The 23,181-nt window shown below is 55.7% G+C and carries 25 protein-coding genes; all 25 read left to right on the top strand.

The window, feature by feature from the left end:
* Positions 1 to 6 precede the first annotated feature (6 nt).
* The 25 genes from flgG (at position 7) to HMPREF9334_RS08220 (ending at position 23,173) form a co-directional block, all read left to right on the top strand.
* Positions 7 to 801, top strand: a complete 795-nt coding sequence (flgG, locus tag HMPREF9334_RS08340) for a flagellar basal-body rod protein FlgG (RefSeq protein WP_006693027.1) — start codon at positions 7 to 9, stop codon at positions 799 to 801.
* On the top strand, positions 798 to 1,565 hold the full coding sequence (gene flgA, locus HMPREF9334_RS08335) for a flagellar basal body P-ring formation chaperone FlgA (protein ID WP_006693026.1): 768 nt from the start codon (positions 798 to 800) through the stop codon (positions 1,563 to 1,565). Before flgG ends, flgA begins: the two co-directional genes overlap by 4 nt.
* 58 nt (positions 1,566 to 1,623) lie before the next feature.
* The gene (locus HMPREF9334_RS08330; RefSeq protein ID WP_006693025.1) at positions 1,624 to 2,223 is read left to right on the top strand and encodes a flagellar basal body L-ring protein FlgH; all 600 of its coding nucleotides are present in this window, start codon (positions 1,624 to 1,626) and stop codon (positions 2,221 to 2,223) included.
* A 15-nt stretch (positions 2,224 to 2,238) separates the two neighbouring features.
* Positions 2,239 to 3,354, top strand: coding sequence for a flagellar basal body P-ring protein FlgI (locus HMPREF9334_RS08325; RefSeq protein ID WP_006693024.1), 1,116 nt, complete (start codon positions 2,239 to 2,241; stop codon positions 3,352 to 3,354).
* 16 nt (positions 3,355 to 3,370) lie between these two features.
* Positions 3,371 to 3,796, top strand: a complete 426-nt coding sequence (locus tag HMPREF9334_RS08320) for a rod-binding protein (protein ID WP_006693023.1) — start codon at positions 3,371 to 3,373, stop codon at positions 3,794 to 3,796.
* An 85-nt stretch (positions 3,797 to 3,881) separates the two neighbouring features.
* Entirely contained in the window at positions 3,882 to 5,369 is a 1,488-nt protein-coding gene (locus tag HMPREF9334_RS08315; protein ID WP_006693022.1) for a phosphodiester glycosidase family protein, read from the top strand.
* A 149-nt stretch (positions 5,370 to 5,518) separates the two neighbouring features.
* The gene (locus tag HMPREF9334_RS08310; protein ID WP_006693021.1) at positions 5,519 to 6,484 is read left to right on the top strand and encodes a polyprenyl synthetase family protein; all 966 of its coding nucleotides are present in this window, start codon (positions 5,519 to 5,521) and stop codon (positions 6,482 to 6,484) included.
* 34 nt (positions 6,485 to 6,518) lie between these two features.
* Positions 6,519 to 6,863, top strand: coding sequence for a Sec-independent protein translocase subunit TatA/TatB (locus HMPREF9334_RS08305; RefSeq protein WP_006693020.1), 345 nt, complete (start codon positions 6,519 to 6,521; stop codon positions 6,861 to 6,863).
* A 19-nt stretch (positions 6,864 to 6,882) separates the two neighbouring features.
* Entirely contained in the window at positions 6,883 to 7,104 is a 222-nt protein-coding gene (gene tatA, locus HMPREF9334_RS08300) for a twin-arginine translocase TatA/TatE family subunit (RefSeq protein ID WP_006693019.1), read from the top strand.
* A gap of 3 nt (positions 7,105 to 7,107) precedes the next feature.
* Positions 7,108 to 7,944 (top strand): twin-arginine translocase subunit TatC, encoded by an 837-nt coding sequence (tatC, locus tag HMPREF9334_RS08295; RefSeq protein ID WP_006693018.1) that lies wholly within the window; start codon positions 7,108 to 7,110, stop codon positions 7,942 to 7,944.
* An 11-nt stretch (positions 7,945 to 7,955) separates the two neighbouring features.
* Positions 7,956 to 9,416 (top strand): menaquinone biosynthesis decarboxylase, encoded by a 1,461-nt coding sequence (locus HMPREF9334_RS08290; RefSeq protein ID WP_006693017.1) that lies wholly within the window; start codon positions 7,956 to 7,958, stop codon positions 9,414 to 9,416.
* A gap of 8 nt (positions 9,417 to 9,424) precedes the next feature.
* Entirely contained in the window at positions 9,425 to 10,273 is an 849-nt protein-coding gene (locus HMPREF9334_RS08285) for a 4-hydroxybenzoate octaprenyltransferase (protein WP_006693016.1), read from the top strand.
* 24 nt (positions 10,274 to 10,297) lie between these two features.
* Complete coding sequence (folD, locus tag HMPREF9334_RS08280; protein ID WP_006693015.1) at positions 10,298 to 11,164, top strand: bifunctional methylenetetrahydrofolate dehydrogenase/methenyltetrahydrofolate cyclohydrolase FolD; 867 nt, start codon at positions 10,298 to 10,300, stop codon at positions 11,162 to 11,164.
* A gap of 4 nt (positions 11,165 to 11,168) precedes the next feature.
* Positions 11,169 to 12,833, top strand: coding sequence for a formate--tetrahydrofolate ligase (locus HMPREF9334_RS08275; RefSeq protein WP_006693014.1), 1,665 nt, complete (start codon positions 11,169 to 11,171; stop codon positions 12,831 to 12,833).
* Between the two features lie 199 nt (positions 12,834 to 13,032).
* On the top strand, positions 13,033 to 13,689 hold the full coding sequence (locus HMPREF9334_RS08270; protein ID WP_006693013.1) for an acetyltransferase: 657 nt from the start codon (positions 13,033 to 13,035) through the stop codon (positions 13,687 to 13,689).
* A 22-nt stretch (positions 13,690 to 13,711) separates the two neighbouring features.
* Positions 13,712 to 14,203, top strand: coding sequence for an ApeI family dehydratase (locus tag HMPREF9334_RS08265; RefSeq protein WP_006693012.1), 492 nt, complete (start codon positions 13,712 to 13,714; stop codon positions 14,201 to 14,203).
* Positions 14,190 to 14,996, top strand: coding sequence for an SDR family NAD(P)-dependent oxidoreductase (locus tag HMPREF9334_RS08260; protein WP_006693011.1), 807 nt, complete (start codon positions 14,190 to 14,192; stop codon positions 14,994 to 14,996). The genes HMPREF9334_RS08265 and HMPREF9334_RS08260 overlap by 14 nt, the downstream gene beginning before the upstream one ends.
* Positions 14,983 to 15,984, top strand: a complete 1,002-nt coding sequence (locus HMPREF9334_RS08255) for an N-acetylneuraminate synthase family protein (protein ID WP_006693010.1) — start codon at positions 14,983 to 14,985, stop codon at positions 15,982 to 15,984. The genes HMPREF9334_RS08260 and HMPREF9334_RS08255 overlap by 14 nt, the downstream gene beginning before the upstream one ends.
* A gap of 15 nt (positions 15,985 to 15,999) precedes the next feature.
* A complete protein-coding gene (locus HMPREF9334_RS08250; protein ID WP_006693009.1) occupies positions 16,000 to 17,076 on the top strand; it encodes a LuxE/PaaK family acyltransferase in 1,077 nt (358 codons plus the stop codon).
* A 43-nt stretch (positions 17,077 to 17,119) separates the two neighbouring features.
* Complete coding sequence (locus tag HMPREF9334_RS08245; RefSeq protein WP_245535241.1) at positions 17,120 to 18,256, top strand: acyl-CoA reductase; 1,137 nt, start codon at positions 17,120 to 17,122, stop codon at positions 18,254 to 18,256.
* A gap of 25 nt (positions 18,257 to 18,281) precedes the next feature.
* Positions 18,282 to 18,521 carry an acyl carrier protein gene (locus HMPREF9334_RS08240; RefSeq protein WP_006693007.1) on the top strand — a complete coding sequence of 80 codons (240 nt, stop codon included), beginning with the start codon at positions 18,282 to 18,284 and terminating at the stop codon, positions 18,519 to 18,521.
* Positions 18,522 to 18,533: 12 nt separating this feature from the next.
* Positions 18,534 to 19,946, top strand: coding sequence for an AMP-binding protein (locus HMPREF9334_RS08235; RefSeq protein ID WP_006693006.1), 1,413 nt, complete (start codon positions 18,534 to 18,536; stop codon positions 19,944 to 19,946).
* A complete protein-coding gene (locus tag HMPREF9334_RS08230) occupies positions 19,936 to 21,015 on the top strand; it encodes a LuxE/PaaK family acyltransferase (RefSeq protein WP_006693005.1) in 1,080 nt (359 codons plus the stop codon). Before HMPREF9334_RS08235 ends, HMPREF9334_RS08230 begins: the two co-directional genes overlap by 11 nt.
* Positions 20,999 to 22,198: an acyl-CoA reductase gene (locus HMPREF9334_RS08225; RefSeq protein ID WP_006693004.1), complete on the top strand. Its 1,200-nt coding sequence runs from the start codon at positions 20,999 to 21,001 to the stop codon at positions 22,196 to 22,198. Before HMPREF9334_RS08230 ends, HMPREF9334_RS08225 begins: the two co-directional genes overlap by 17 nt.
* An 18-nt stretch (positions 22,199 to 22,216) precedes the next feature.
* Positions 22,217 to 23,173 (top strand): CatB-related O-acetyltransferase, encoded by a 957-nt coding sequence (locus HMPREF9334_RS08220; RefSeq protein WP_006693003.1) that lies wholly within the window; start codon positions 22,217 to 22,219, stop codon positions 23,171 to 23,173.
* Positions 23,174 to 23,181: the final 8 nt, after the last annotated feature.

Below are 23,181 nucleotides of genomic sequence, written 5' to 3'. Positions count from 1 at the left end.
TCGACTATGATGCGAGCACTTTGGTCTGCAGCGTCCGGCATGAAGGCGCAGCAGACGCACATGGACATCGTCGCGCACAACATCGCCAATGTCAACACGCATGGCGGCAAGAAGGTGCGTGCGGAGTTCCAGGATCTCGTCTATCAGACGCTCCGCGAGGCGGGCGCACAGAACGGTGCGGACTCGCAGTACCCAACCGCACTTCAGATCGGTCTCGGTACGCGCGTGGCGGCGACGCAGCGCGTCTTTACACAGGGACCCCTGCAGACAACGGACAACCCAACGGACATCGGCATTCAGGGCGAGGGCTTCTTCCGCGTCACAATGCCCGACGGATCGACGGCGTATACACGCGACGGAACGTGGAAGCTCGACAGCGATCGCCGCATGGTGACGACGGATGGCTACCTGCTCGCCGACGGCATTACGATCGGTCAGAATGCACCGTCGGACTCCATCACGATCTCGGGTGATGGGCGTGTCTCCTACCGCGAGGCGGGACAGACGCAGCAGCAGGAGGCCGGGCAGATCACACTCGCACGCTTCGTCAATCCGGCGGGGCTTACCTCCATCGGCAAGAACCTCTTCGTCGTGTCCGATGCCTCGGGCGAGGCGATCGAGTCGAATCCCGGCGTGGACGGCGCAGGTACGCTCGCGCAGGGAACGCTTGAGATGAGCAATGTGCAGATCGTAGAGGAGATGGTCGAGATGATCGTTTCCCAGCGTGCATACGAGTCCAACTCCAAGGCGATCACGACATCAGATTCGATGCTCGAGATTGCAAACTCGCTCAAGCGTTGATTCTCAAGCAAGGTACGATAACAGCCATTCTATGCCTATGGAGTGGCTTATTCGCTTTTCTGTGGGCGGGAGCACCTTCTGCTGCCGCATATGGACCGACGCAGGGCGACTATTTCCCGACGGTCCTGTCCTCTGCGCAGCTTGACGCGCTTGCCGCGCAGAAGATCGAGGAAAAGCTTTCTGCAATGGGGGAGACACGTCGGCATGAGCTGCGCCTGCAGCGTGCGGCATCGACCCTGCACCTCCCTGCGGGCGAGGTGACCGCCGTTGTCGAGTTTCCGCGTGGGTTGCCTTACAGCCGTGAGTTTCCCGCCGTGTTTGCAGTCTACATCGACGGCGTGCTGAATCGGCGTGCGACGAGCTACTATCGACTGTCGGTCTATGACCGCGTGCTCGTTGCCATGACGGACATTCGTGCGGAGGGAGAGATCTCCGCTGCAAATACGCGGCTTGAGGAGCGTGCGGTGGATACGCCGCCGGAGCTTACCCTCACAGATTTTACACGGCTTGAGGGGCGTGTGGCGGGGCGCTACATTCGCAAAGATGCGACCATCACGCCCTCGATGCTTGCGATGCCGCTGGTCATGCACGCGGGCAACGCGGTGGAGCTGATCCTGGACGCAAACGGCATCGTCGTACGCGCCGAGGGCGTGGCACTCGAGCCCGGACGCGTCGGCTATGAGATCCGTGTGCGCAATGTGCGCTCAGGCAAAATTCTGCGCGGCAAGGTGATTGATGGCGCGACAGTGCGGATCATCGGATGAAGGAAGAGCTGTGCTGTGATGGTGCGGCGTAGGCAGATATTTCCATAAGGAGTTCGATATGAGAAAACAAAAATGGCTCGCAGGGATGCTGGCCGCTGTCCTTTGTACGGCAAGTCTTGCTCCCGCCGTCTCGGCAGAATCCCTGTGGAACACCCCGAGCGGGCATCCTGCGAAGAGCCCGTTCGCTGACCATCGCGCGACGGGCATCGGCGATATTGTCACCATCGTCATCAGTGAGTCGACGACGACCTCGGCGACGCGCAGCTCCGCGAACGAGAAGAGCGGCTCGGTCCATCTCGGTGCGGGACTTGGCATCTTTGACTTCCTGCAGGCGGCATCGGCGAGCGGCTCGGACAAGTTCAGTGCAAAGGGCTCCGCATCCTCATCGAACCGTGTTGCGGGCAACGTCACCGTTACCGTGGTGGATGTCATGCCGAACGGCAACTTTGTCCTCGAGGGGACGCAGTCGATCTGGCAGAACAAAAACGAGCACAAGATTGTCTTTCGCGGCACCTGCCGCCCAGAGGACATCTCGAGCTCCAATACAATCCTCTCCACGCGCGTCGCGGATGCGACGGTGCGATTTGATGGGAAGGGTCCTCTCAACGCAAAGCAGCGGCAGGGTATTCTTACACAGATCTTCAACATTCTGTTCTGACGGGAGGCGCATGTTATGAAGAAATTTACCGTCCTTCTGCTCCTCCTCGCGCTCGTGCTCGGCACACTGCCGGGGACTGCGGCGGCGGACTCCGCCGTGACGCGGATCAAGGACATCTCCAAGGTACAGGGGGTGCGTTCCAACCAACTCATGGGCTATGGACTGGTCGTCGGCCTGGACGGCACGGGCGACGGCTCGAGTTCGGGCGAAACGGTGCAGTCGATTGCAAATATGCTGACAACCTACGGCATTACCGTCAACAGCAGCTCGATCAAGCTCAAGAACGTCGCAGCGGTCATGGTGACGGCGACGCTGCCCCCCTTCGTACGTGAGGGGGATACCCTCGACGTGACGGTCTCCTCCATCGGCGATGCGAAGAGCCTGCGCGGTGGGACGCTCCTCCAGACCCCGCTCCGCGCAGGAAATGGCGAGGTTTACGTCGTCGCGCAGGGCGGTGTCTCCACGGGCGGCTTTACGGCAGGAAGCGGCGGCAGCAGCACGACAAAGGCGTTTCCGACGGTCGGTATCGCCGTGAATGGCGGTATTGTCGAGCGCACGGTTGAGGACGACGGCATCGGCTCGAACGGGATGATCTCCCTCTCGCTTGCGCGTCCCGACTTTACAACGGCATCGCGTGTCGCGGGGGCGATCAACGCACAGTATGGCAGCATTGCACAGGCAAATAATCCCGGGCGTGTGGATGTGGCGATCCCGTCCTATTTCCGCGGGAACGTGGTCGGCTTTGTCGCCTCGATTGAGGACCTGCCCGTCCGTCCCGACAACATGGCGCGCGTCGTTGTGAACGAGCGCACGGGGACGATCATCATGGGCGGTGATGTTGCGGTGGATGCCGTTGCGATCACGCAGGGCGGGCTCACGATCCGCATCCAGTCCAATACGGATGTCTCGCAGCCGGGACCGTTCAGCTACGGCAATACGGTGGTGTCGGACGATCCAAACGTGGAGGTCACGGAGACGAAGGGCAGCACGATCATCCTGCCCGCGACGACGAACATCAGCGATATCGTGGGTGCACTCAATACTGTGGGCGCGACCCCGCGCGATACAATCTCAATTTTGCAGGCAATGAAGGCGGCGGGTGCGCTGCACGCCGAGCTTGATATTGTGTAGACAGGAGGAGGAACGCATGACGATACAGTCAATCGATCACTCTCTTTTGAGTGGTGCAGCACAGCCCTCCTACGATGCTGCACGTATGAACGCTGAGGGGCAGTCCTTCCAAGCGAAACTCGACGAGCTTCAGCGCAAGGTGGCAGGAGACACTGTTTCGGAGACGACAGGCTATGCGCCAAAGAATACGATGGCAGCGGAGAATGTCGAGGCAAAGAAGCTGCGCGAGGCGTGCGAGGGCTTCGAGGCGATGTTCCTCAGCATGATGTATAAGCAGATGCGTGCGACCGTGCCCGAGAGCGAGCCGTTTGGGAAAAAGTCCAATGCACTTGAGATCTTTGAGGATATGCGCGATACAGAGCTGATGAACGCGGCGGCAAAGAGCGGCGGCATCGGCATCGCGGATATGATGTATAAGCAGTTGACCATCAAGACACGGTGAGAGATAATACAGATTTATGAGGGGAGGCTGCCCGTGCAGCTTCCTTTTTCTATTGCACTGATTATTCGCTTAGTTTGGAGTGTTTATGCGTATTCTAAAGAAAATCATGGTGCTGGCAGGGGCGCTGCTGCTGGCGGCATCCTCCTATGCGTGGGCGGCGGGCCTGAACGGTCTGCGTACGTCGAGTACGGCGGAACGCGACCGTATTGTCTTTGACTTCACGGAGATGCCCGTCTATCACGTCAATCTATCGGACGATGGGCGCGAGCTCACCTTTGACTTTGTGGATACGGATGCGGCGAAGCTCGTGCGCCCCTCCGTGCGGACGAAGCGCATCGATGGGGTTTCCTATGCCGCGCGGCGCGGACATTTCTACGTCACCGTCACAATGGCAAAGGGCATGAACTACAACATTGGCAATCTGACGAAGCCGTTCCGCGTCTTCCTCGATATTGCTCCCGCGGGAGCGGGGAAACAGTCCCCTGCAAAGGTGGAAACGCCGCCTGTACAGCCCGTAAAGCCGTTGGACGACGATACAAAAGAGCAGACCGAAAAACCGAAACTGCCCATTCTGAAGGAAGAAACAATTGCGGCAGGGCTGATGATGCGCACCTACATCTACGAAGATGAGGATGGGCAGGTGACGGCATACTTTGCGGAAGCTGATCCAACGAAATATCGCGTGCGCCCCGCACTTGCACGCGGAATTATCCTGGGGCGGCAGACCGTGAGCGGAATTGCACACGATACCAATGCGGCAGCGGCGATCAACGCCTCCTATTTTGCGTCCGACGGCACAATCCTTGGTGTGACGAAGATCGACGGCACGATTGTCGGCACGACGTACTATGACCGCAGTGCATTCGGCGTGATGCCTGACGATTCCTTTGTTTTCGGCAAAGTCTCCTACAACGGGACGGTGAAGATCGATCAGGTGACGCTTCCCGTCTCAGGGGTCAATGTCGAGCGCGGTGAGAATGGACTCGTCATCTATAACCGCGCCTACGGCAGATCGACAGGGACAAATCCGTACGGTTTGGAATACGTGATCCGTGACGGGCGTGTTGCAGAGATCAACACAAATGATTCCGCGATTCCCTCGGACGGCTATGTCATCTCCGTGCATGGTACATCGATGGATGCCTTTGCGGCAGCGGGCACACGCGTCGGTGATCCGACCGTGCTTACGGAGCAGACGGGCGCTATGTGGGATCGTGCGGAGCAGATCGTCGGTGCAGGGCCGCGTCTCGTCGAGAACGGCGCTGTGCGTGTGACAGCGGGCGAGGAACAGTTTCCGGGCGACATCCGCTATGGACGTGCACCGCGCAGTGCCGTCGGTGTGACGAAGGCGGGCAAGATCGTCTTTGCCGTCGTCGACGGACGTCAGGAGCACAGCCACGGGCTGACGCTCACGGAGTTTGCCGAGCTGCTCGTAAAATTCGGCGTGCAGAACGCAATCAATCTCGACGGCGGGGGCTCATCCGCACTCTATGTGGACGGAGATGTGGTGAACTCTCCCTCGGACGGTACGGAGCGTTCGGTTGGCAGTGCACTCATTTTGCAGAAAAGATAATTGTATGCATCTCATGAGACTGCCATGAAATAATTTTGACGGTATGGGCGCAATATGATAGAATGTGTGGAGGTTTACATACAGATAACAGAAAGTGGCGGCGCTCCACAGATGCGCCCATTGTAGGTGATACGACGTTGAAAAGCGACATGTTTGATGTCATACAGGCAGATCTTGAGGAATTTGAACCGGCGCTTGCTGCGTCTGTTATCTCCGATACCCCGCTCATTACGGATGTCGGGGAACATCTTGTATCCTCCGGCGGGAAGCGCCTGCGCCCCGCACTCTTCCTGCTTGCGGCACGCGGCGGCGCATCGTTTGATCGTACGCGTGCGATGCCGATTGCGATTGCACTTGAGTTGATCCACACGGCTTCCCTCGTGCACGATGATGTCATTGACGAAGCAGATACGCGGCGTGGTGCGGCGACCACGAATTCCAAATGGGGAAATCAGGTCGCGATCCTGAGCGGCGACTACCTCTTTGCGCGTGCGTTCAAGCTCGTTGCGGAGGCAGGATATGATTCGTCGGTTTACGTTAAGCTTGCGCAGCTTGTCTGCACGCTGAGTGAGGGCGAGATCCTTCAGGATCATACCGTCTATCAAGTGCCCGCGAGTGAGGATGACTACTATGAGCGCATCCGCAAGAAGACGGCGGACTTCCTTGAGACCTGCTGCGAGCTCGGAGCTGCCATCGGCGGCATGAGTGCGGCGGATACGGAGAGAATGGCACTTTACGGGCATGCCATCGGCATGGCGTTCCAGATCACGGACGATCTGCTCGACTATCGGCAGACCTCAGAGGACATCGGAAAGCCGGCGGGGCATGATCTCGCTCAGGGGTTTGTAACTCTGCCCGTCATACGCGCTCTTGAGGTGCTCGATATGGCGGGACGCGCGGAGCTGACGTCACTCATTACGAATCCAAAGCTGACGGAGGCGGAGGTCGTACGCGCCCTTGAAATCGTCCGTACAACGGATGGTTTGGACTATGCGCAGGAGAAGGCGGATGCCTATCTGGAACGCGCGAAGAACGCCCTGCCAGAGACACTCGATGAGCGCATCCGCGAGACCTGCCTGATGGCGGCGGATTTTATCGGTCGCAGAGAATTTTAGAACATATTTTATCAGCCATAAGAAGGAGATATCCATGTTTGGCATTGGCGTACCCGAACTGATCCTGATCCTAGTGGTCGGGCTCATTGTCTTTGGACCCGGCAAGCTCCCCGAGATGGGGCGCTCGCTCGGCAAGGGCATCCGCGAGTTCCGCAAGGCATCGAACGCTCTGACAGCGGCGATCAATGCACCCGAGCCGCCGCCTGCGCCGCCTACGGCGCAGACCACCGCCCAGTCCGCACAGACGGTACAGGCGACGACGGAAGCAACCGTCGCAGCACCGACACCCACGGCAACACCGACCGCAGCTACCGCAGCGGCGGCAGTCGAGGCGCACAAGGCAGAGCAGAATACATCTAATACAGAAAATAGAGCATAGTATATTTTAGGAGGTTCTTATGTTTGGTCTGGGAGTTCCCGAACTCGTCCTCATCCTCATCATCGGTCTTGTCGTCTTCGGTCCCGGTCGTCTGCCCGACATCGGCAAGGCGCTCGGCAAGAGCATCAAGGAGTTCAAATCGGCAAACAACGAGCCACAGCAGGACGCTCGCACGGAGATCAACGTCACTGAGGAGGCAAAGCGTCTGCCCGAGCACGAGAAAACAGAGGCGAAGAGCTGACCCATGGCGGAGGAATCAAAATCCCCTGAGCAGGAGCAGCAGGGGGCCGCGGGCGGGGAGCAGCCTGCCCCTGTGTTTGTGGATGCCCCACCCGTGACACCGCCTACATTGCCTGAACAGCAGGATGCGGGGGGCGCGGCGGACGATGACGGCAATATGTCGCTTATCGCACACCTCACGGAACTGCGTTCGCGCCTTATCAAGTGCTTGCTCGCAGTTGCAGTGGGTTCGGGTGTCGGCTATTACTTCATCGACGACATCATGCACTATCTGACCGTACCGGTCGGAAAACTCTACTATATGCAGCCTGCGGAGGCGTTCTTTACCTACATCAAGATCGCTGTTGTCGTGGGCTTTCTTCTCGCGCTGCCCGTGATCTTCTACCATGTGTGGCGGTTCTTCCTGCCAGCACTCACGCCGGCGGAGCGCCTTGTGCTCGGGATTGTTGTGCCCGTCTCGGTCATCCTCTTCTTCCTGGGGCTCGCGTTTTCGTTCTTCCTCGTATTCCCTGCGGCAATCATGTTCTTCAAGGGATTCGGCAACGAGGAACTTGAGGCACTCTTTTCTGTGAACCGTTACTTCGAGTTCGTCATCATGTTCGTGCTGCCGTTTGGCTTCGTCTTTGAGCTGCCGCTCGTCATCACGATTCTCGGCAAGATGGGCATTATCACGTCTGCATTCCTGCAAAAATACGCCCGCATCGTCATCTTTCTTTCGTTCGTCATCGCTGCTGTGATCTCGCCGACACCCGACGTATTCACGCAGTCGATGATCGCACTGCCGATGATCGCGCTCTACGGTGTCGGCTATTTGATTGTTCGTTTTATACTCAGAAAATAGGAGGGAACATCTTGGCATATAAGGATCTGCGCGAATACATCGCCGCACTTGAGGAGCGTGGACTGCTCCGACGCATTACGGCGGAGGTCGACCCCGAGCTCGAGATTACCGAGATCACGGATCGCATCTCAAAGCGCGAGGGGGCGGAGAACGTCGCCCTGCTCTTTGAGAACGTCAAGGGTTCGAAGATGCCCGTCCTCATGAACGCGTTCGGCAGCTACGAGCGTATGGCGCTTGCATTTGGCGTGGAGAAACTCGACGATGTCGCGGACGAGCTCACGGAGCTCCTCAAGATCCCACACATCTCGCTCCAGAACAAGATGAACCTCATGACGCTTATCCCGATGGCGCGCAAGGCGATCAACTTCCCGAAATACGTGAAGAATGCGCCATGCCAAGAGGTCATCGAGACGGAGAATCCGAACCTTGACGAGATCCCCATACTGAAATGCTGGCCGGATGACGGCGGTCCTTTCGTGACTCTGCCGCTCGTCTTTACGAAGAACCCCGCAACGGGGAAGCGCAACGTCGGCATGTACCGTCTGCAGAAGTACGACAGCCGTACGACGGGGATGCACTGGCACATCCACAAGAACGGTGCGGAGAACTTCCGCGACATGAAGGCGCGTGGCGGTGAACGTATCGAGGCGGCGGTCGCCATCGGCACCGATCCCGTTGTGACCTATGCAGCGACGGCACCGCTCCCGCGCGACATTGACGAGATGGTCTTTGCGGGATTCCTGCGTCATAAATCGGTCGAACTGGTGAAATGTGTGACCGTCGACCTCGAAGTGCCCGCGACGGCGGAGATCATCCTTGAGGGCTACGTCGATACGAACGAGATGCGCCGCGAAGGGCCGTTCGGCGATCACACAGGCTACTACTCGCTCGCAGACGATTATCCCGTCTTTCATATCACGGCGATCACCCATCGGAAGGACCCGATCTATTCCGCGACGGTGGTTGGCAAGCCGCCGATGGAGGACTGCTTCCTCGCCAAGGCGACGGAGCGTATCTTCCTGCCTCTCTTGAAGCAGATGCTGCCCGAGGTCGTCGATGTGAACATGCCGCTTGAGGGTGTGTTCCACGACTGCATCGTCGTTTCCATCAAGAAACAGTTCCCAATGCACGCACGCAAGGTTATGCACGCGCTCTGGGGGATGGGGCAGATGATGAACGTCAAGATGATCATTGTCGTGGACGCACACGTCAACGTGCAGGATATGAAGGAAGTCTGGTGGCGCGTCTTCAACAACATCGACGCGAAGTATGACCTTGAGATCGTACAGGGGCCTTTGGACGTGCTCGACCACTCCTCGCCGATGGCAAAGTGGGGCTCGAAGCTCGGCATCGACGCGACGAAGACGTGGCCGGAGGAAGGGCACACACGCGAGTGGCCCGATGAGATCGAAATGTCGGAGGACATTGTGAAGCGTGTCAATGAACGCTGGAAGGAGTTCGGTCTGGATTGAGCTGGTGGATGGAGCGTCTGCGGGCGCATATCAACAATACCGCCTTTCACCATACGGTGTTCTCCCTGCCGTTCGCTCTGATGGGAGCCCTGCTTGCGTCGGGAGGGAATCCTCCGATCGGCGACCTTGGCTGGATCGTGCTCGCTATCACGGCGGCGCGTTCCGCCGCACTCGCTCTCGACAATCTCGCAGATCTGAAATACGACAAACAGCAGCCCCGTCTCGCCTATCGTGCGATGGTGCAGGGGCGCGTGACAAAGAAGGAGGCGCTCGTCTTTATAGGCGTGTGCCTCCTTGTGCTTGTATTTGCCGTCTTGCAGCTGAACCCTGTCTGCATCCGTCTCCTGCCATTTGCCGCCGTGCCCTTCCTCATCTATCCGTACATGAAGCGCGTGACGGGCTGGGTGCATCTCTTCCTCGGCATCGCCATCGGCATGGCACCTGCGGGTGGATGGGTGGCGATCAGCGGGAAGATCGAGCTGCCGATGGTCGTCCTCTTCATCGCCGTTGCGCTTTGGATCGCCGCATTTGATGCGATGTATGGGGCACAGGATGAGGAGTTTGACCGCAGTCAGGGACTCCACTCCCTCGCGGTCACGTTCGGTGCGCATGGTGCATTTCAAATCTCGCGTGCGATGCACGTCTTTTCGATTCTCCTCTTTGTCGCGCTCGGCGTGATGATGCACCTCACATTCCCGTACTACATCGGTGTCGGCATCGCGGCAGGAACGCTTGTCTATCAGCACCGCATTGCGGGCCCAACGGATTTCTCACGCGTGACGCAGATGTATTTTATGAGGAACGGGATTGTTTCCATCGCAATTTTTGTCTTTACGTGGATCAGTTATTTGGTGTAAGGAATACTAAAAAAGGAGAGCATCATGGCACGCATACTGTATGGCAAGGAATTTGCCGCGCGCATCAAGGCAAGCGCGCAGCATGGGGCGCTCATGCTGCGTGAGTGCGGCGTCCATCCATGCCTTGCCGTTATCATCGTGGGGAACGATCCTGCCTCGGAGGTCTATGTCCGCAACAAGGAGAAAGCCTGCGCGGAGCTGGGAATACGATCCCATCATATCCCTCTGCCCGCTGAGACTACGCGGGAGGAACTGCTTGCCTGTATCGACGAGCTCAACGCAGATGAGGAAGTGCACGGCATTCTCGTGCAGCTGCCGTTGCCAAAGCCTCTTTCGGAGAGTTCGGAGGAGGTGCTGAGCCGCATCGATCCGCGCAAGGATGTGGATGGCTTCCATCCCGTGAGTGTCGGACACCTCTTTCTCGGTACGCCTGGGCTGCGCCCATGTACGCCGGCGGGCTGCATCCGCATGCTCGAATATGCGGGGATACGGATGGAGGGCGCACACGCGGTCATCATCGGGCGCAGCAATATCGTCGGAAAACCGATGGCGATGCTGCTCCTCGAGCGGCACGCGACCGTTACGCTCTGTCACTCGCGTACGGAAAACCTCGCCGCGATCACGCGTGAGGCGGATATCCTCGTTGCTGCGGTCGGGCAGCCGCACTTTGTCACAGCAGATATGGTGAAGCCCGGAGCGACCGTTATTGATGTTGGGATCAACCGCATTGCGCCGAAGAAACTTGTCGGCGATGTGGACTTTGAAAGCGTGTCCGAGGTTGCGGGAGCGATCACGCCCGTACCGGGCGGCGTGGGGCTCTTGACTGTCGCCATGCTGATGGAGAACGTCGTACAGGCGGCAAAGGCGCAGACGGAAGCGGGAGGAGAGTAAGTCAATGAAATCGGATGTAGAAATCGCACGCGCAGCAAAGCTGCGCCCGATCGCGGAGATTGCAAAGAGCCTTGGCATCGCCGAGGAACACATTGAGCCGTACGGCAGGTACAAGGCAAAGCTGATCCCCGAGGCACTTGCGGGTGCAACGGGGAAAAGTGGCAAACTCATTCTCGTCACGGCGATCAATCCGACCCCTGCGGGCGAGGGGAAGACCACGACGAGCGTCGGGCTTGCCGATGCGCTCTACCTTCAGGGGAAGAAGACCATCGTCGCCCTGCGTGAGCCGTCACTCGGACCCTGTTTTGGGATGAAGGGTGGTGCGGCAGGCGGCGGCTATGCACAGGTTGTACCGATGGAGGACATCAATCTCCACTTCACGGGCGACTTTCACGCCATTACGACGGCACACAACCTTCTTGCCGCGCTGATTGACAACCATATCTTTCAGGGGAATGCGCTCGACCTCGATGTGAACCGCATCGTGTGGAAGCGTGTCCTCGACATCAACGACCGTGCCCTGCGCCACGTTGTTACGGGCCTTGGCGGGCGCGTGCATGGCGTACCGCGCGAGTCGGGCTTTGACATTACGGTCGCATCGGAGATGATGGCGATCCTCTGCCTTGCAGACGGGCTCGCGGACATGAAACGCCGTCTCGGGCGCATTCTCATCGGCTGGACGCGCAGCGGCCGTCCCGTCCATGCGGACGAACTGGGCGCGACGGGCGCGTTGACCCTCCTCTTTAAGGACGCGATCAAGCCAAACCTCGTACAGACCATCGGCGGCACGCCCGCATTCATCCACGGCGGCCCGTTTGCGAACATCGCGCACGGGTGCAGCAGCGTTATGGCAACGAAGTACGCGCTGCGCTGCGCCGACTATGTTGTCACAGAGGCGGGCTTCGGCGCAGATCTCGGCGCGGAGAAATTCTTTGACATCAAGTGCCGCCTTGCGGGGCTTGCGCCTGATGCGGCGGTCATCGTTGCCACCGTGCGTGCGCTCAAGATGAATGGCGGCGCGGGAAAGGACGAGCTCGGCACGGAGAACCTCGATGCGCTTAAGCAAGGCGCGGCAAACCTCGAAAAACATATTGAGAACATTGGCAAGTTCGGTGTACCCGCCGTCGTCGCCGTCAACGTGTTCCCAACGGATACCGAAGCGGAGCTTGCACTCCTCGAAGAACTCTGTGCGCGGCTCGGCGCAAAGTGTGTGCGCTCCGAGGTCTGGGCGAAGGGCGGTGCGGGCGGTCTTGCTCTTGCAGATACCGTGACGGAAGCTCTCGGTAAACGTGCGGACTTCCACCCCGTCTACGATGAGAAGGCAAGTATCGCAGAGAAGATCGAAACCATCGCCCGAGAAATCTATGGTGCGGACGGCGTGGACTTCACAGACGCGGCAAAGAAACAGCTTGCGGAGATGGAGGCACTCGGGATGACGCAGACCCCCGTCTGCATGGCAAAGACGCAGTATTCGTTCTCGGACAACCCTGCGCTTCTCGGCCGTCCATCGGGTTTCCGCATCACCGTGCGCGAGCTGCGTGCCTCCTGCGGTGCGGGCTTCGTCGTCGCCCTCACGGGGAATGTCCTCACCATGCCGGGATTGCCGAAGACACCTGCGGCGATGGGCATGGACATCACCGAGGACGGCGTGATTACAGGGCTGTTCTGAGGAGAGTGGGCCAATGGCGGAGGAATATCATGAGCTGTGTCCGTATGGAGCGCTTTACGAGCTGTTTTCGTGCGGAGGCAGCTCTTTCTTGTGCGAATACACGAATGGCTTGTCCTAATGGTATATAGAGTTGTGCGAGGGGCTGTCGCATGATCGGACAGACATCTACAAGTCCTATAGGTTTGTGAGAGATTCATAGATGATTTTATTTATATATGGAGCAAGCGGTGCTGCCATCGAGGTCTATGACTTGGCAGAGCGCGTGAATGCTTTATCCTGCAGATATTCTAACATTTATCTCGTTGATGATTTTGAGGAAGAAGCGCCGTATTACGGGACAGAGCGCGTTCATTTTTCCTCGTGTGAAACAATCGCAGCGGAAGAATTTGAATTTGTTATTGCCGTCGGGGAACCTGCGGCACGTGCTTCTCTGCTGAAACGCATTGAGGAAAGCGGCTATAAGCTGGCAACCCTTGTTGACCCTTCTGCCATAGTTTCACCTACGGCGCAGATTGCCCCAGGGTGTATTGTCAATGCACAGTCCATCGTGTCGGCCAATGCCATCATGGAGGAAAACTGTCTTTTGGGATTCCATGTAGTCGTCGGACATGATGCACATCTGAAAAGGAATACCGTTGTATGTCCGATGGCAACGGTTGGTGGCGGCTCTACCGTCGGTGAAAATACGTTTATCGGTCTGAATTCCTCGATGAAGGAACGCACAAATTTAGGAGATAACGTCATCGTCGGAATGGGCTCCATGGTTTTTCGGTCGGTGGAGGATGGATGTACTGTTCTTGGGAACCCTGCCAGAGTAACAAAGGGAAATGATGAGCATAGGGTATTTCGGAAATAGATGAGAGCGAGGTTACACCAATATGGCAGAAGAAAAAATTTTATCATTTGATAGTGATGAGCTCCAGAAATACGAGCCGAACCGCTATCCGTTTCTTTATATTGATCGAGTAACGGAATGTGTGCCTGGGAAATATGCCAAGGGATATAAAAACCTGACCAATAATGAGTGGTTTTTTCCCATACATTATCCAGGGAAGCCTCTTATGCCTGGTGCCGTTCAGATGGAAGCACTGTGTCAAATGCTGACGATTGCACTCAATACGATGGATGGGGTCGAGGATATCAATATTGAAGGTGTAGAATGTAAAGTCAAATTCATTAAAAAAATTCGTCCTGGGGACCGCCTAGATATTGTTGCAGAAGTAAAATCGTATACGAGAGGAATCGGAAAAGGTGTGTCTAGAGGGTATGTGGATGGTGAACTCGCCTGTGAGGCAGAAGTGACACTTTTGATTCCCTCTGTATTTTACAAATATCGACCGAAGAGAGTGGAGAAAAATGCTGAACGGTAAAGTTGCGGTCGTTACAGGAGCGAATCGGGGCATTGGATGGGCAACGGTACAGAAATTTGCCGAACATCATGCCTGCATTTGGGCTTGTGCAAGACGGCAGACGGAAGAATTTGAAAAAAATATTAAGACATTATCGGAGAAGTATGCAACGAAAATTCATCTGCTTTATTTTGATGTCACAGATGCGGACGCAGTCAAAAAAGCAGTTAAAACCATTGGAAACAGCCAAAAGCGCATTGATGTTTTGGTCAATAATGCGGGAGTCTCCGTGGAACAATTATTTTCGATGACCACAATCAAGGTAATTGAAGATTGTATGTATACGAATTTTATGTCACAGGTGCAGTTGGCTCAGCTTGTATCACGGTATATGATGAAAAATAGAGAGGGCGCGATCATCAATGTGGCCTCGGTTGCCGGGATGGAAGCGGTGGAAGGCGGGCTCGCATATGGGAGCAGCAAAGCAGCTGTGCTTTTTTCAACACAGACGATGGCGCTCGAACTCGGGAAGTACGGCATTAGGGTGAATGCGGTTTCTCCCGGGTTTATTGATACGGATATGTGGCACGCGCGCAGCGATGCGCTCAAGGAGAAAATACTTCAAGAGACCCCATTGAAACGGCAGGGGGCTCCGGAAGAAGTTGCAAACGTAATTTTATTCTTGGCATCGGATATGGCATCGTTCGTTACTGGGCAAAATATTGTAGTTGATGGAGGTCGAAAATCTCAAGCATTGGGGGTGACGATGAAACTGAATTTAAGCGAAGGAGGCCTGTGGAATGTACTTGGATAAAGCGCGCCCGTATATTGTGGCTGAGCTGAATTCCAGCCACAGGGGAAAGGTTGACGTCGCAAAAAAAATGATCGATACGGCGAAGGCGTGTGGCTGTGATGCGGTCAAATTCCAGTCATGGACGGAGACCTCTCTCTACAGCAAGACATATTACACAAAGAACCCGATCGCGCGGCGCATGGTGAAGGGCTTTGCACTTTTGCCGGAGGCGCTTGTGGAACTGTCCTCCTATTGCCGGGAGAGCGGCATTGATTTCGCATCCACACCTTATTCCCGCAGTGAGGTTGATCTCTTGATTGATGCGTGTGACGTTCCGTATATCAAGATCGCATCCATGGACATCAACAACATTTCTTTCTTGGAGTATATTGCAGGGCGTATGGTTCCGATTGTACTCTCTACGGGAATGGCAGTGCTTGACGAAATCAGGGCGGCTGTTCGTGCGATTGAGGGCAGAGGCAATCATCAGATTTGTATTCTTCATTGTGTTTCACTGTATCCCGTGGCGCATGAACATGTTCATCTGAATAATATGCGCATGCTGAAAAAGGAGTTCCCAGAATGCAGCGTCGGATATTCGGATCATACCATAGGAAGTGAAGCTGCGTGTGCCGCAACGGCACTTGGGGCAGTGATGATCGAAAAGCATTTTACCCTCGACAGCAGCATGATTGGCTGGGATAATCAGATGGCGACCGAGCCGGAACAAATGGAGAAGTTGGTGCGGGAATGTCGAAATGTTGCGTCGGCGCTGGGGGCTTATGAGAGAAGCGTGACGGAAGAGGAGCTTGCACAGCGGGTAAAGATGCGAAGGAGCATTGTTGCCGCGAAGCATCTTCCTGCGGGGCATGTGCTTTCGATGGAAGATCTTGACGCAAAACGTCCGGGGGATGGAATACCTCCCAATGAGTTTGCGCGTGTGGTTGGCAAGAAAGTGAAACGCGATATGGAAGCCGATGAGATGCTTCTGTCGGATGATCTGGAATAGTGCAGGGATGGAGATATGCTAGAAGTCTTTCACAAGCTTGCCCCGTATGCATTACCGAAAGCTGAAAAGGAAAAGCTTTTATTGTCTGCTATGCGAGAATTGACCGAATGGCATCGGCATCGCTGCATTCCGTACCAAAGGTATTTGGATGCCATCGGCTATGATCCAGCTGGTGTCAAAACACTGGAGAATGTGCCGTTTCTTCCCATTCGTGCATTCAAAGAATTGCAGATGAAGAGTATATCAGATGATGCTGTTTTCAAGGTGATGATGTCGTCGGGAACAAGCGGTCAAAAACAGTCAAGGATTTACTTGGATCGAGAAACGGCTGTTTTGCAGCAGAAGGTGCTGCTAAGACTGTTGGGAGACTTTATCGGGAACCGCAGACTGCCGATGCTCGTGATTGATTCGGATGCGGTGATCAAGGATCGACGAAACTTTACCACGAGAGGTGCGACGATCATGGGGCTGGAATTTGCCGCCAGACGCATGGTTTTTGCACTGGATGAACAGATGCAGCTCAAGGAAGATGTACTGGATGACTTTATTCAAGCACACGGAGCTGATCGATTCCTTATTTTTGGTTTCACTTTTATGGTCTGGCAGCATCTTTTCCGGCGATTAAAGCAAGCAGGAAGAACCGCCAATTTGTCGAACGCCTATCTGCTTACGGCAGGTGGTTGGAAAAAGTTAGTTAATCTGAAAATTTCCAATGAAGATTTCCAGAAAATGGGGCAGGCTGTCTGTGGAATAAAACATTATGTGGATCACTATGGAATGGCAGAACAGACAGGATGTATCTATGCTGCATGCGAATATGGACACCTTCATGCCAGCATCTATTCGGATGTGATGATACGCCGTTTTCGTGATTTTTCCCCGTGCAAAATAGGAGAGCGCGGGTTCATTCAACTCCTGTCTTCGCTGCCGCATTCGTACCCTGGGCACTCAATTCTCACGGAGGATGAAGGTATCATCGAGGGGGAGGATGACTGCCCGTGCGGAAGAAAAGGGAAATACATCCGTATCCTAGGCAGGGTGGAACAGGCGGAAATAAGGGGGTGCAGCGATACCTATGGAGCACATATATAGGGACATCGACTTTTTAGTCGGAAATATGGATGTCCTCTGCAATATGGAGAAGACACGGGCACTGCCGATGTTTTCAGAAGATGTCGTATCCTTTCTGGGGAGATTATCCGAGGTGCTGCTCCGTGATCCCCAAGCGAAGGCGTATGGGGATATCGCCGCCTTTGCTTTTTGGCTTCGCAAGGCATCCATAAAAAAAGAGGCCGCCAAATATGAAGCCTTTGGCAGAAGAATCGGCTGGGGGATGGCGTTCCATATCGCGCCCTCGAATATTCCCGTGCAGTTTGCGGTTTCCCTTGTCTATGCGTTGACCGCCGGAAATGCATCTGTGATCCGCGTATCCAACAAACAATTTGAACAGGTTGATCTGCTGTGTGAGGCGGTCAGCATGCTTTTACAGAGGGAGTTTCAAGATTTGCGTCCCTACATCTGCATTGTACGATATGCACATGACAACGAGGCGACGCGCGTGCTGTCATCGATCTGTGATCTCAGAATGATATGGGGGGGCGATAAAACGATCGAAGATATAAAAAGAAACTCCACACAAGCCCGATGCGTGGAGCTGGGGTTTGCGGATCGGTATTCGATTGCTGTGATTGATGCGGATGCATATTTGCAGATGGACCATCAAATTGTTGCCGGAGATTTTTATCTTGATACTTACTATTCCGATCAGAATGCCTGCAGTTCAACGCGGCTGGTTCTATGGACAGGAAAACGCGTCGATCAGGCAAAAAAGCTTTTTTGGGAGAGCCTTCAAAAAAAAGTAAATCAAGAGTATCGACTGAGCGATATTAGCGGGTCGGAAAAGCTGCTGCAAACAGCAGTGTTCGCGGATGCCTGTCCCGGCATCGAGGAGATTCGGCAGAATAATGCGTTGGTGCGGATCGAGCTGCCGAAACTGTATGAGGGTGTGATGGATTATAAAGGGAATTGCGGGTACTTTCTCGAATATAGTTTAGAAAGCTTGGATGAACTGGCGTGCGTCCTTGACAAGTCGTGTCAGACCGTTACGTATCTGGGAGATCATCTGCATGATAAAATCAAGGAGATGATCTTTCAAAAGGGGCTGAGGGGAGGAGATCGAGTCGTTCCCGTAGGGCACAGTCTTGATCTGTCCTTTGTTTGGGACGGTTATGATCTGCCGTTGACCCTTTCCAGAAAAATTAACAACCAATAACGTTTGCAGAGAAGGAGAAAATACCATGACGAATTTGGAGAAGTACACGCAGATATTTTCTGACAACCTTGGCGTTTCCAAGGACGATGTGGAGGGGCTCACATATCAGTCCATCAGTGCGTGGGATTCGGTCGGACACATGGAGTTGGTGGCTGCCATCGAGGATGCCTTTGATATCATGATGGACACCGATGACATCATTGACTTTAATTCGTTCGATCATGGAAAAGAGATCCTGTCGAAGAATTACAACATCACATTTTAAGAGGCTGTATCCGTGTTTTTCGATCTGAAACCTTTTGCCGAGATGCCCGCGCTGTTCATGGAAAATGAGGTTTGGGCATACAGCAAACTGCTTGATACATCAGAACAAATTGCGGAGATGATACCAACGCGCTCGTTGGTATTTTTGCTATGCAGCAATACACTTGTAACGATTGCGGCATATGTGGGCTTTATCAATCATGGGATTGTTCCCGTTATGGTCGATAAGGATTTGGATGAGGGCCTGTTCCGAAGCCTTTTGGAGCAGTATTCACCGGCCTATATTTTTGCAGAGGAAGCGCATTTCGATTTTTTGAATCGTTATACGCAGGTTTTACACATCGATGGCAGTGTCCTTTACGATATGGGGGAGCAGTATCCATACCCGCTCCACGCAGATCTCGCGCTCCTCATGACAACATCGGGCTCGACGGGCAGCCCGAAGCTGGTGCGGCAGAGCTATGATAATCTCAAGGCAAATACAGAGTCCATTGTGCAGTATTTGGATCTTCACGAAGATGAACGTGCTGTTACGAATCTGCCGTTGCACTATGTCTATGGGCTTTCTGTTCTGAATACGCACCTCGCTGTCGGTGCTTCCGTTGTTGTGACGGAGAAAACGCTCTTTGACCGCAGTTTTTGGCAGCTTATGCGGGAAAAAGAAGTCACAAACCTCTCCGGTGTCCCCTATACGTACGCGATGCTGAAGCGGCTCCGCTTCTTCCGCATGGATCTCCCCGCGCTCCGTACGCTGACGCAGGCGGGCGGCAAGCTCGATCCCGAGCTGCACAGCGAGTTTGCTGCCTATGCAGATGCGTATGGGAAGAAATTCGTCGTGATGTACGGTGCGGCAGAGGCAACGGCACGTATGGGGTATCTGCCGCCGCAGTATGCACTGGAAAAAGTCGGGGCGATGGGGATTGCGATCCCGGGCGGCAGGTTCGCGCTCGCCGACGAGGCGGGAAAGGAAATCACAGACACGGATACGGTCGGTGAACTGGTCTACTACGGCGCAAATGTCACGCTCGGCTATGCGGAGAGCGGCGCGGATCTCGCACGGGGCGATGAGCGTCATGGACGCTATGAGACGGGCGATCTTGCGCAGCGCGATGCGGATGGGTACTATACCATCGTCGGTCGCAAGCGGCGCTTTTTGAAGATGTTCGGCAAGCGGACGAATTTGCAGGAGGTCGAGCATATTCTCCGTCGGCAGTTTGGTGAAGTTGAGGTTGCGTGTGCGGGGGTTGACGATCAACTCTATGTCTTTGTGACGCAGGAGGTACTTGTTCCCAAGATTGTGCCGTTTTTGAGTACAAAGCTCGGGCTGCACCACACGGCGTTTACGGCAAAGTGTATTGCCGAGATTCCAAAAAATGCTTCGGGCAAGACGGTCTATCGCGAATTGGAGCAGTATTATGACGTATGAGGAAGTGCTTGCTCTGCCGCCGTTTGGCGTAACACGTGAGGAGAAGCAGCAACTCATATATGAGGAGCTCTTGCGTCTGACGGAGCAGCATAGGGCGCATTGCGCGCCCTATGCGCGCATGATGGAGACGATTGGTTTTTCTGCTGCGGGCGTTCATTCGGTGGAGGATATTCCCTTTTTGCCTGTGCGGCTTTTCAAGGAGATGGAGCTGCGGAGTGTGGCGGAGGAGGACGTGTTCAAGACGATGACCTCGTCGGGGACAACGGGGCAGCAGGTATCGCGCATTTTCCTCGATCGCGGGACAGCAACAAATCAGCAGAAGACGCTCGTGCGCATTGTCTCCGATCGGATCGGGGGCAGCCGTATGCCAATGCTCATCCTCGACTGTCCCTCCGTCGTCAAGAATCGTGCGATGTTCTCGGCACGCGGGGCGGGCATCCTCGGATTTTCGCTCTTCGGGCGCAAGAAGATCTATGCGCTGAATGACGCAATGGAGCTCCAGCTGGATGCCATTCGCGCATTTCTCGCAGAGCACGCGGGCGAGCGCATCCTGCTCTTTGGCTTCACATTTATGGTGTGGCAGCATTTCTACAAGGCGCTGCAGGCGGCGGGCGAGCGTCTTGATCTCTCGAATGCCATACTGGTTCATGGCGGCGGCTGGAAAAAGCTCGCCTCTGAGGCGGTTACGCCTGCGGCGTTTCGTGCGGCGCTGCGTACGGCCTGCGGCAATCTTGATGTTGCGGACTACTACGGTATGGTCGAGCAGACGGGCTGCATTCATCTCGAATGTGCGGAGGGACATCTTCACACGAGTACGTATGCCGATGTCATTGTGCGCCGTCCGTTGGACTTCTCGCCCGCAGCCTTCGGTGAGCGCGGCATCATCGAGGTGGTCTCACTCCTGCCGGAGTCATACCCTGGGCACGCGCTCCTAACGGAGGACGAGGGTGTTCTTATCGGTGAGGATGACTGCCCGTGCGGGCGCAAGGGGAAGTATTTCAAGGTGCTCGGCAGGCTGAAGCAAGCGGAACTGAGGGGGTGCAGCGATGCCTATGCGGCAGCATTTTGACGGCGTGACCTATGTGCTCGGCGGTGCGGAAAGCGAGGCGCGGATGGTGGATGTGCGCCCGCTTCCAATTTTTTCGGAGGAGGCGGTCGCTTTTCTTGCCGCATTCTCGGCAAGGATTCTCGCAGATGCGGAGGCAAAGGCGTACCCCGATATCGTAACACTCGGCTTTTGGTGCCGCCCCGCCGCGCTGCGTCAGATGCAGAAGCTCTATGATGCGGAAAGGAATCGGGTTGGACGCGGCATTGTCTTTCACATCGCACCCTCGAATGTAGCTGTGAACTTCGCCTACTCGTGCCTTGCGGCATTTCTTGCGGGAAATGCAAGCATTGTGCGTCTGCCGTCGAAAGACTTCCCGCAGGTCGATGTTCTCTGTCGGATTTTCGCGGAGACGCTGGTGGACTTCCCTGCACTTCTCCACTACTTCCTCTTCGTCCGTTACGGACACGAGCAGGACGTAACCGAGCACTACTCACGGCTTGCAAATACACGCGTGATCTGGGGCGGCGATGCGACGATTGAAGCGATACGCCGCGCGCCCCTTGCTCCGCGCGCGAATGAAATCACGTTTGCTGACCGTCATTCGCTTGCCGTGATTGATGCCCCTGCCTATCTCGCTGCAGAGAAAAAGGGGCGGATCGCGCAGGATTTCTACAATGACACGTACCTCAGCGATCAAAATGCGTGTACCGCGCCGCACTTTGTCGTATGGCTCGGCACAGCAGAGAAGGTCAAGGCGGCGCAGGAGGTGTTTTGGAGCACCCTGCATACGCTTGTGAGGGAGCGCTACACGCTGCAAGGCGTTCAGGCGGTGGATAAGCTGACCCAGCTCTATCGGCTCGGCGTGCACGCTGCAGCGCAGCAAATACCTATGGAGGACAATCTGATCACGCGCGTCTGTGTGGCGGAGCTGACGGAGGAACTTGCAGCATACAAGGCAGGAAGCGGCTTCTTTATTGAATATCGGGCACAGGAACTTGCAGAGATACGACCGCTGTGCGGCATTTCGTGCCAGACGCTTTCGTATTACGGCGTGGAACGGGACAGTCTCCTGCGGGCGGTGCTCGCCATGCGTCCTGCAGGTGTTGACCGCATCGTGCCGATGGGGCGCACGATGGACTTTGCGCTCGTCTGGGACGGTGTTGATCTCATTCGGACCATGAGCCGTGTGATTTCGGCAATTTGAACGGAAGGGGATATGCCCATGTGTACGAAGGTGCTTGTCGTTCTCGGCGGCGACTTGGATGAGGAGCTTGTTCCTCGGTATCGGCGTGCGGAGCAGGATGGTACACTTTCGATCGTCGGCTATGCAACCTGCACGGGACAGGGGCTTTCGATCGAGGGGGCGTCGGAGACGGTGAGCGTGCAGCGTGTGCTTCTCTCCTGCTCGAAGCTCTATCCGATGCTCGCATATCTCAGGCAGTATGCCCCCGAGATTCCGCGTGCGTCATTGCTCGACGGGCGCATCTTTCGGATGTCGGGGCTGGATGTGCCGCGCCTCTTCGCGGAAAATGTTGGCTATGGGGCACTTCAGGCGGAACTTACGGATCGGGAAGAAAACTTCTTGGATGCGACGCATGCGGAGATTCCACGCGTCTGGTCGTACGGTTCACGTATGGTTTCGGTTGGGGTAAAGAGCAGAGTCGGAGGGCGAATCGAGTGGGGCTATCGCAGCGGGGCGCAGGAGGTGCGCGTCGGGAACTACACGTCCTTTGGTCCGCATATTGTTCTTGAGGTTGGACTAAATAACCAACATGACTATCGCCGTGTCACCACATACGATCCCGGCTGCATGGACTTTGATACGGAGGATTGGTGTTCCTCTCTGGGGTATAAGAGTCCTGCGGGTGGGGTACACATTGGCTCGGATGTTTGGATCGGACGCGGCAGCCGACTGAAAGCGGCGGGCGACAGCGGGGTTCTGACGGTCGGGGATGGCGCTGTCATTGCGGCGGACAGTGTCGTTGTGAAGGATGTACCGCCCTATGCGATTGTGGGCGGCAACCCCGCGCAGATCATCAAGTACCGTTTTCCACCCGAGATGATTGAAGCCCTCCTGCATCTGCGCTGGTGGGACTGGCCGCTAGAGAAGATCCACGACAATCTGGATGTCATGAACGATCCGGCTGCATTTTTGCAGAGACATGGACTTTGGCGATAGAAGGGAAA

The sequence above is a fragment of the Centipeda infelix ATCC 43532 genome (genome assembly GCF_000234095.1).
In the GTDB taxonomy this organism is placed as follows: Bacteria; Bacillota; Negativicutes; order Selenomonadales; family Selenomonadaceae; genus Centipeda; species Centipeda infelix.
This window is presented reverse-complemented; position numbering and strand designations above follow the sequence as displayed.

What these genes read in the sequence shown, in the direction of transcription:
- flgG (WP_006693027.1), top strand. Translation starts at nt 7, where the DNA reads ATGATGCGAGCACTTTGGTCTGCAGCGTCCGGCATGAAGGCGCAGCAG.
- HMPREF9334_RS08330 (WP_006693025.1), top strand. Translation starts at nt 1,624, where the DNA reads ATGAGAAAACAAAAATGGCTCGCAGGGATGCTGGCCGCTGTCCTTTGT.
- HMPREF9334_RS08325 (WP_006693024.1), top strand. Translation starts at nt 2,239, where the DNA reads ATGAAGAAATTTACCGTCCTTCTGCTCCTCCTCGCGCTCGTGCTCGGC.
- HMPREF9334_RS08320 (WP_006693023.1), top strand. Translation starts at nt 3,371, where the DNA reads ATGACGATACAGTCAATCGATCACTCTCTTTTGAGTGGTGCAGCACAG.
- HMPREF9334_RS08315 (WP_006693022.1), top strand. Translation starts at nt 3,882, where the DNA reads ATGCGTATTCTAAAGAAAATCATGGTGCTGGCAGGGGCGCTGCTGCTG.
- HMPREF9334_RS08310 (WP_006693021.1), top strand. Translation starts at nt 5,519, where the DNA reads ATGTTTGATGTCATACAGGCAGATCTTGAGGAATTTGAACCGGCGCTT.
- HMPREF9334_RS08305 (WP_006693020.1), top strand. Translation starts at nt 6,519, where the DNA reads ATGTTTGGCATTGGCGTACCCGAACTGATCCTGATCCTAGTGGTCGGG.
- tatA (WP_006693019.1), top strand. Translation starts at nt 6,883, where the DNA reads ATGTTTGGTCTGGGAGTTCCCGAACTCGTCCTCATCCTCATCATCGGT.
- tatC (WP_006693018.1), top strand. Translation starts at nt 7,108, where the DNA reads ATGGCGGAGGAATCAAAATCCCCTGAGCAGGAGCAGCAGGGGGCCGCG.
- HMPREF9334_RS08285 (WP_006693016.1), top strand. Translation starts at nt 9,425, where the DNA reads ATGGAGCGTCTGCGGGCGCATATCAACAATACCGCCTTTCACCATACG.
- folD (WP_006693015.1), top strand. Translation starts at nt 10,298, where the DNA reads ATGGCACGCATACTGTATGGCAAGGAATTTGCCGCGCGCATCAAGGCA.
- HMPREF9334_RS08275 (WP_006693014.1), top strand. Translation starts at nt 11,169, where the DNA reads ATGAAATCGGATGTAGAAATCGCACGCGCAGCAAAGCTGCGCCCGATC.
- HMPREF9334_RS08270 (WP_006693013.1), top strand. Translation starts at nt 13,033, where the DNA reads ATGATTTTATTTATATATGGAGCAAGCGGTGCTGCCATCGAGGTCTAT.
- HMPREF9334_RS08265 (WP_006693012.1), top strand. Translation starts at nt 13,712, where the DNA reads ATGGCAGAAGAAAAAATTTTATCATTTGATAGTGATGAGCTCCAGAAA.
- HMPREF9334_RS08260 (WP_006693011.1), top strand. Translation starts at nt 14,190, where the DNA reads ATGCTGAACGGTAAAGTTGCGGTCGTTACAGGAGCGAATCGGGGCATT.
- HMPREF9334_RS08255 (WP_006693010.1), top strand. Translation starts at nt 14,983, where the DNA reads ATGTACTTGGATAAAGCGCGCCCGTATATTGTGGCTGAGCTGAATTCC.
- HMPREF9334_RS08250 (WP_006693009.1), top strand. Translation starts at nt 16,000, where the DNA reads ATGCTAGAAGTCTTTCACAAGCTTGCCCCGTATGCATTACCGAAAGCT.
- HMPREF9334_RS08245 (WP_245535241.1), top strand. Translation starts at nt 17,120, where the DNA reads ATGGAGAAGACACGGGCACTGCCGATGTTTTCAGAAGATGTCGTATCC.
- HMPREF9334_RS08240 (WP_006693007.1), top strand. Translation starts at nt 18,282, where the DNA reads ATGACGAATTTGGAGAAGTACACGCAGATATTTTCTGACAACCTTGGC.
- HMPREF9334_RS08230 (WP_006693005.1), top strand. Translation starts at nt 19,936, where the DNA reads ATGACGTATGAGGAAGTGCTTGCTCTGCCGCCGTTTGGCGTAACACGT.
- HMPREF9334_RS08225 (WP_006693004.1), top strand. Translation starts at nt 20,999, where the DNA reads ATGCGGCAGCATTTTGACGGCGTGACCTATGTGCTCGGCGGTGCGGAA.
- HMPREF9334_RS08220 (WP_006693003.1), top strand. Translation starts at nt 22,217, where the DNA reads ATGTGTACGAAGGTGCTTGTCGTTCTCGGCGGCGACTTGGATGAGGAG.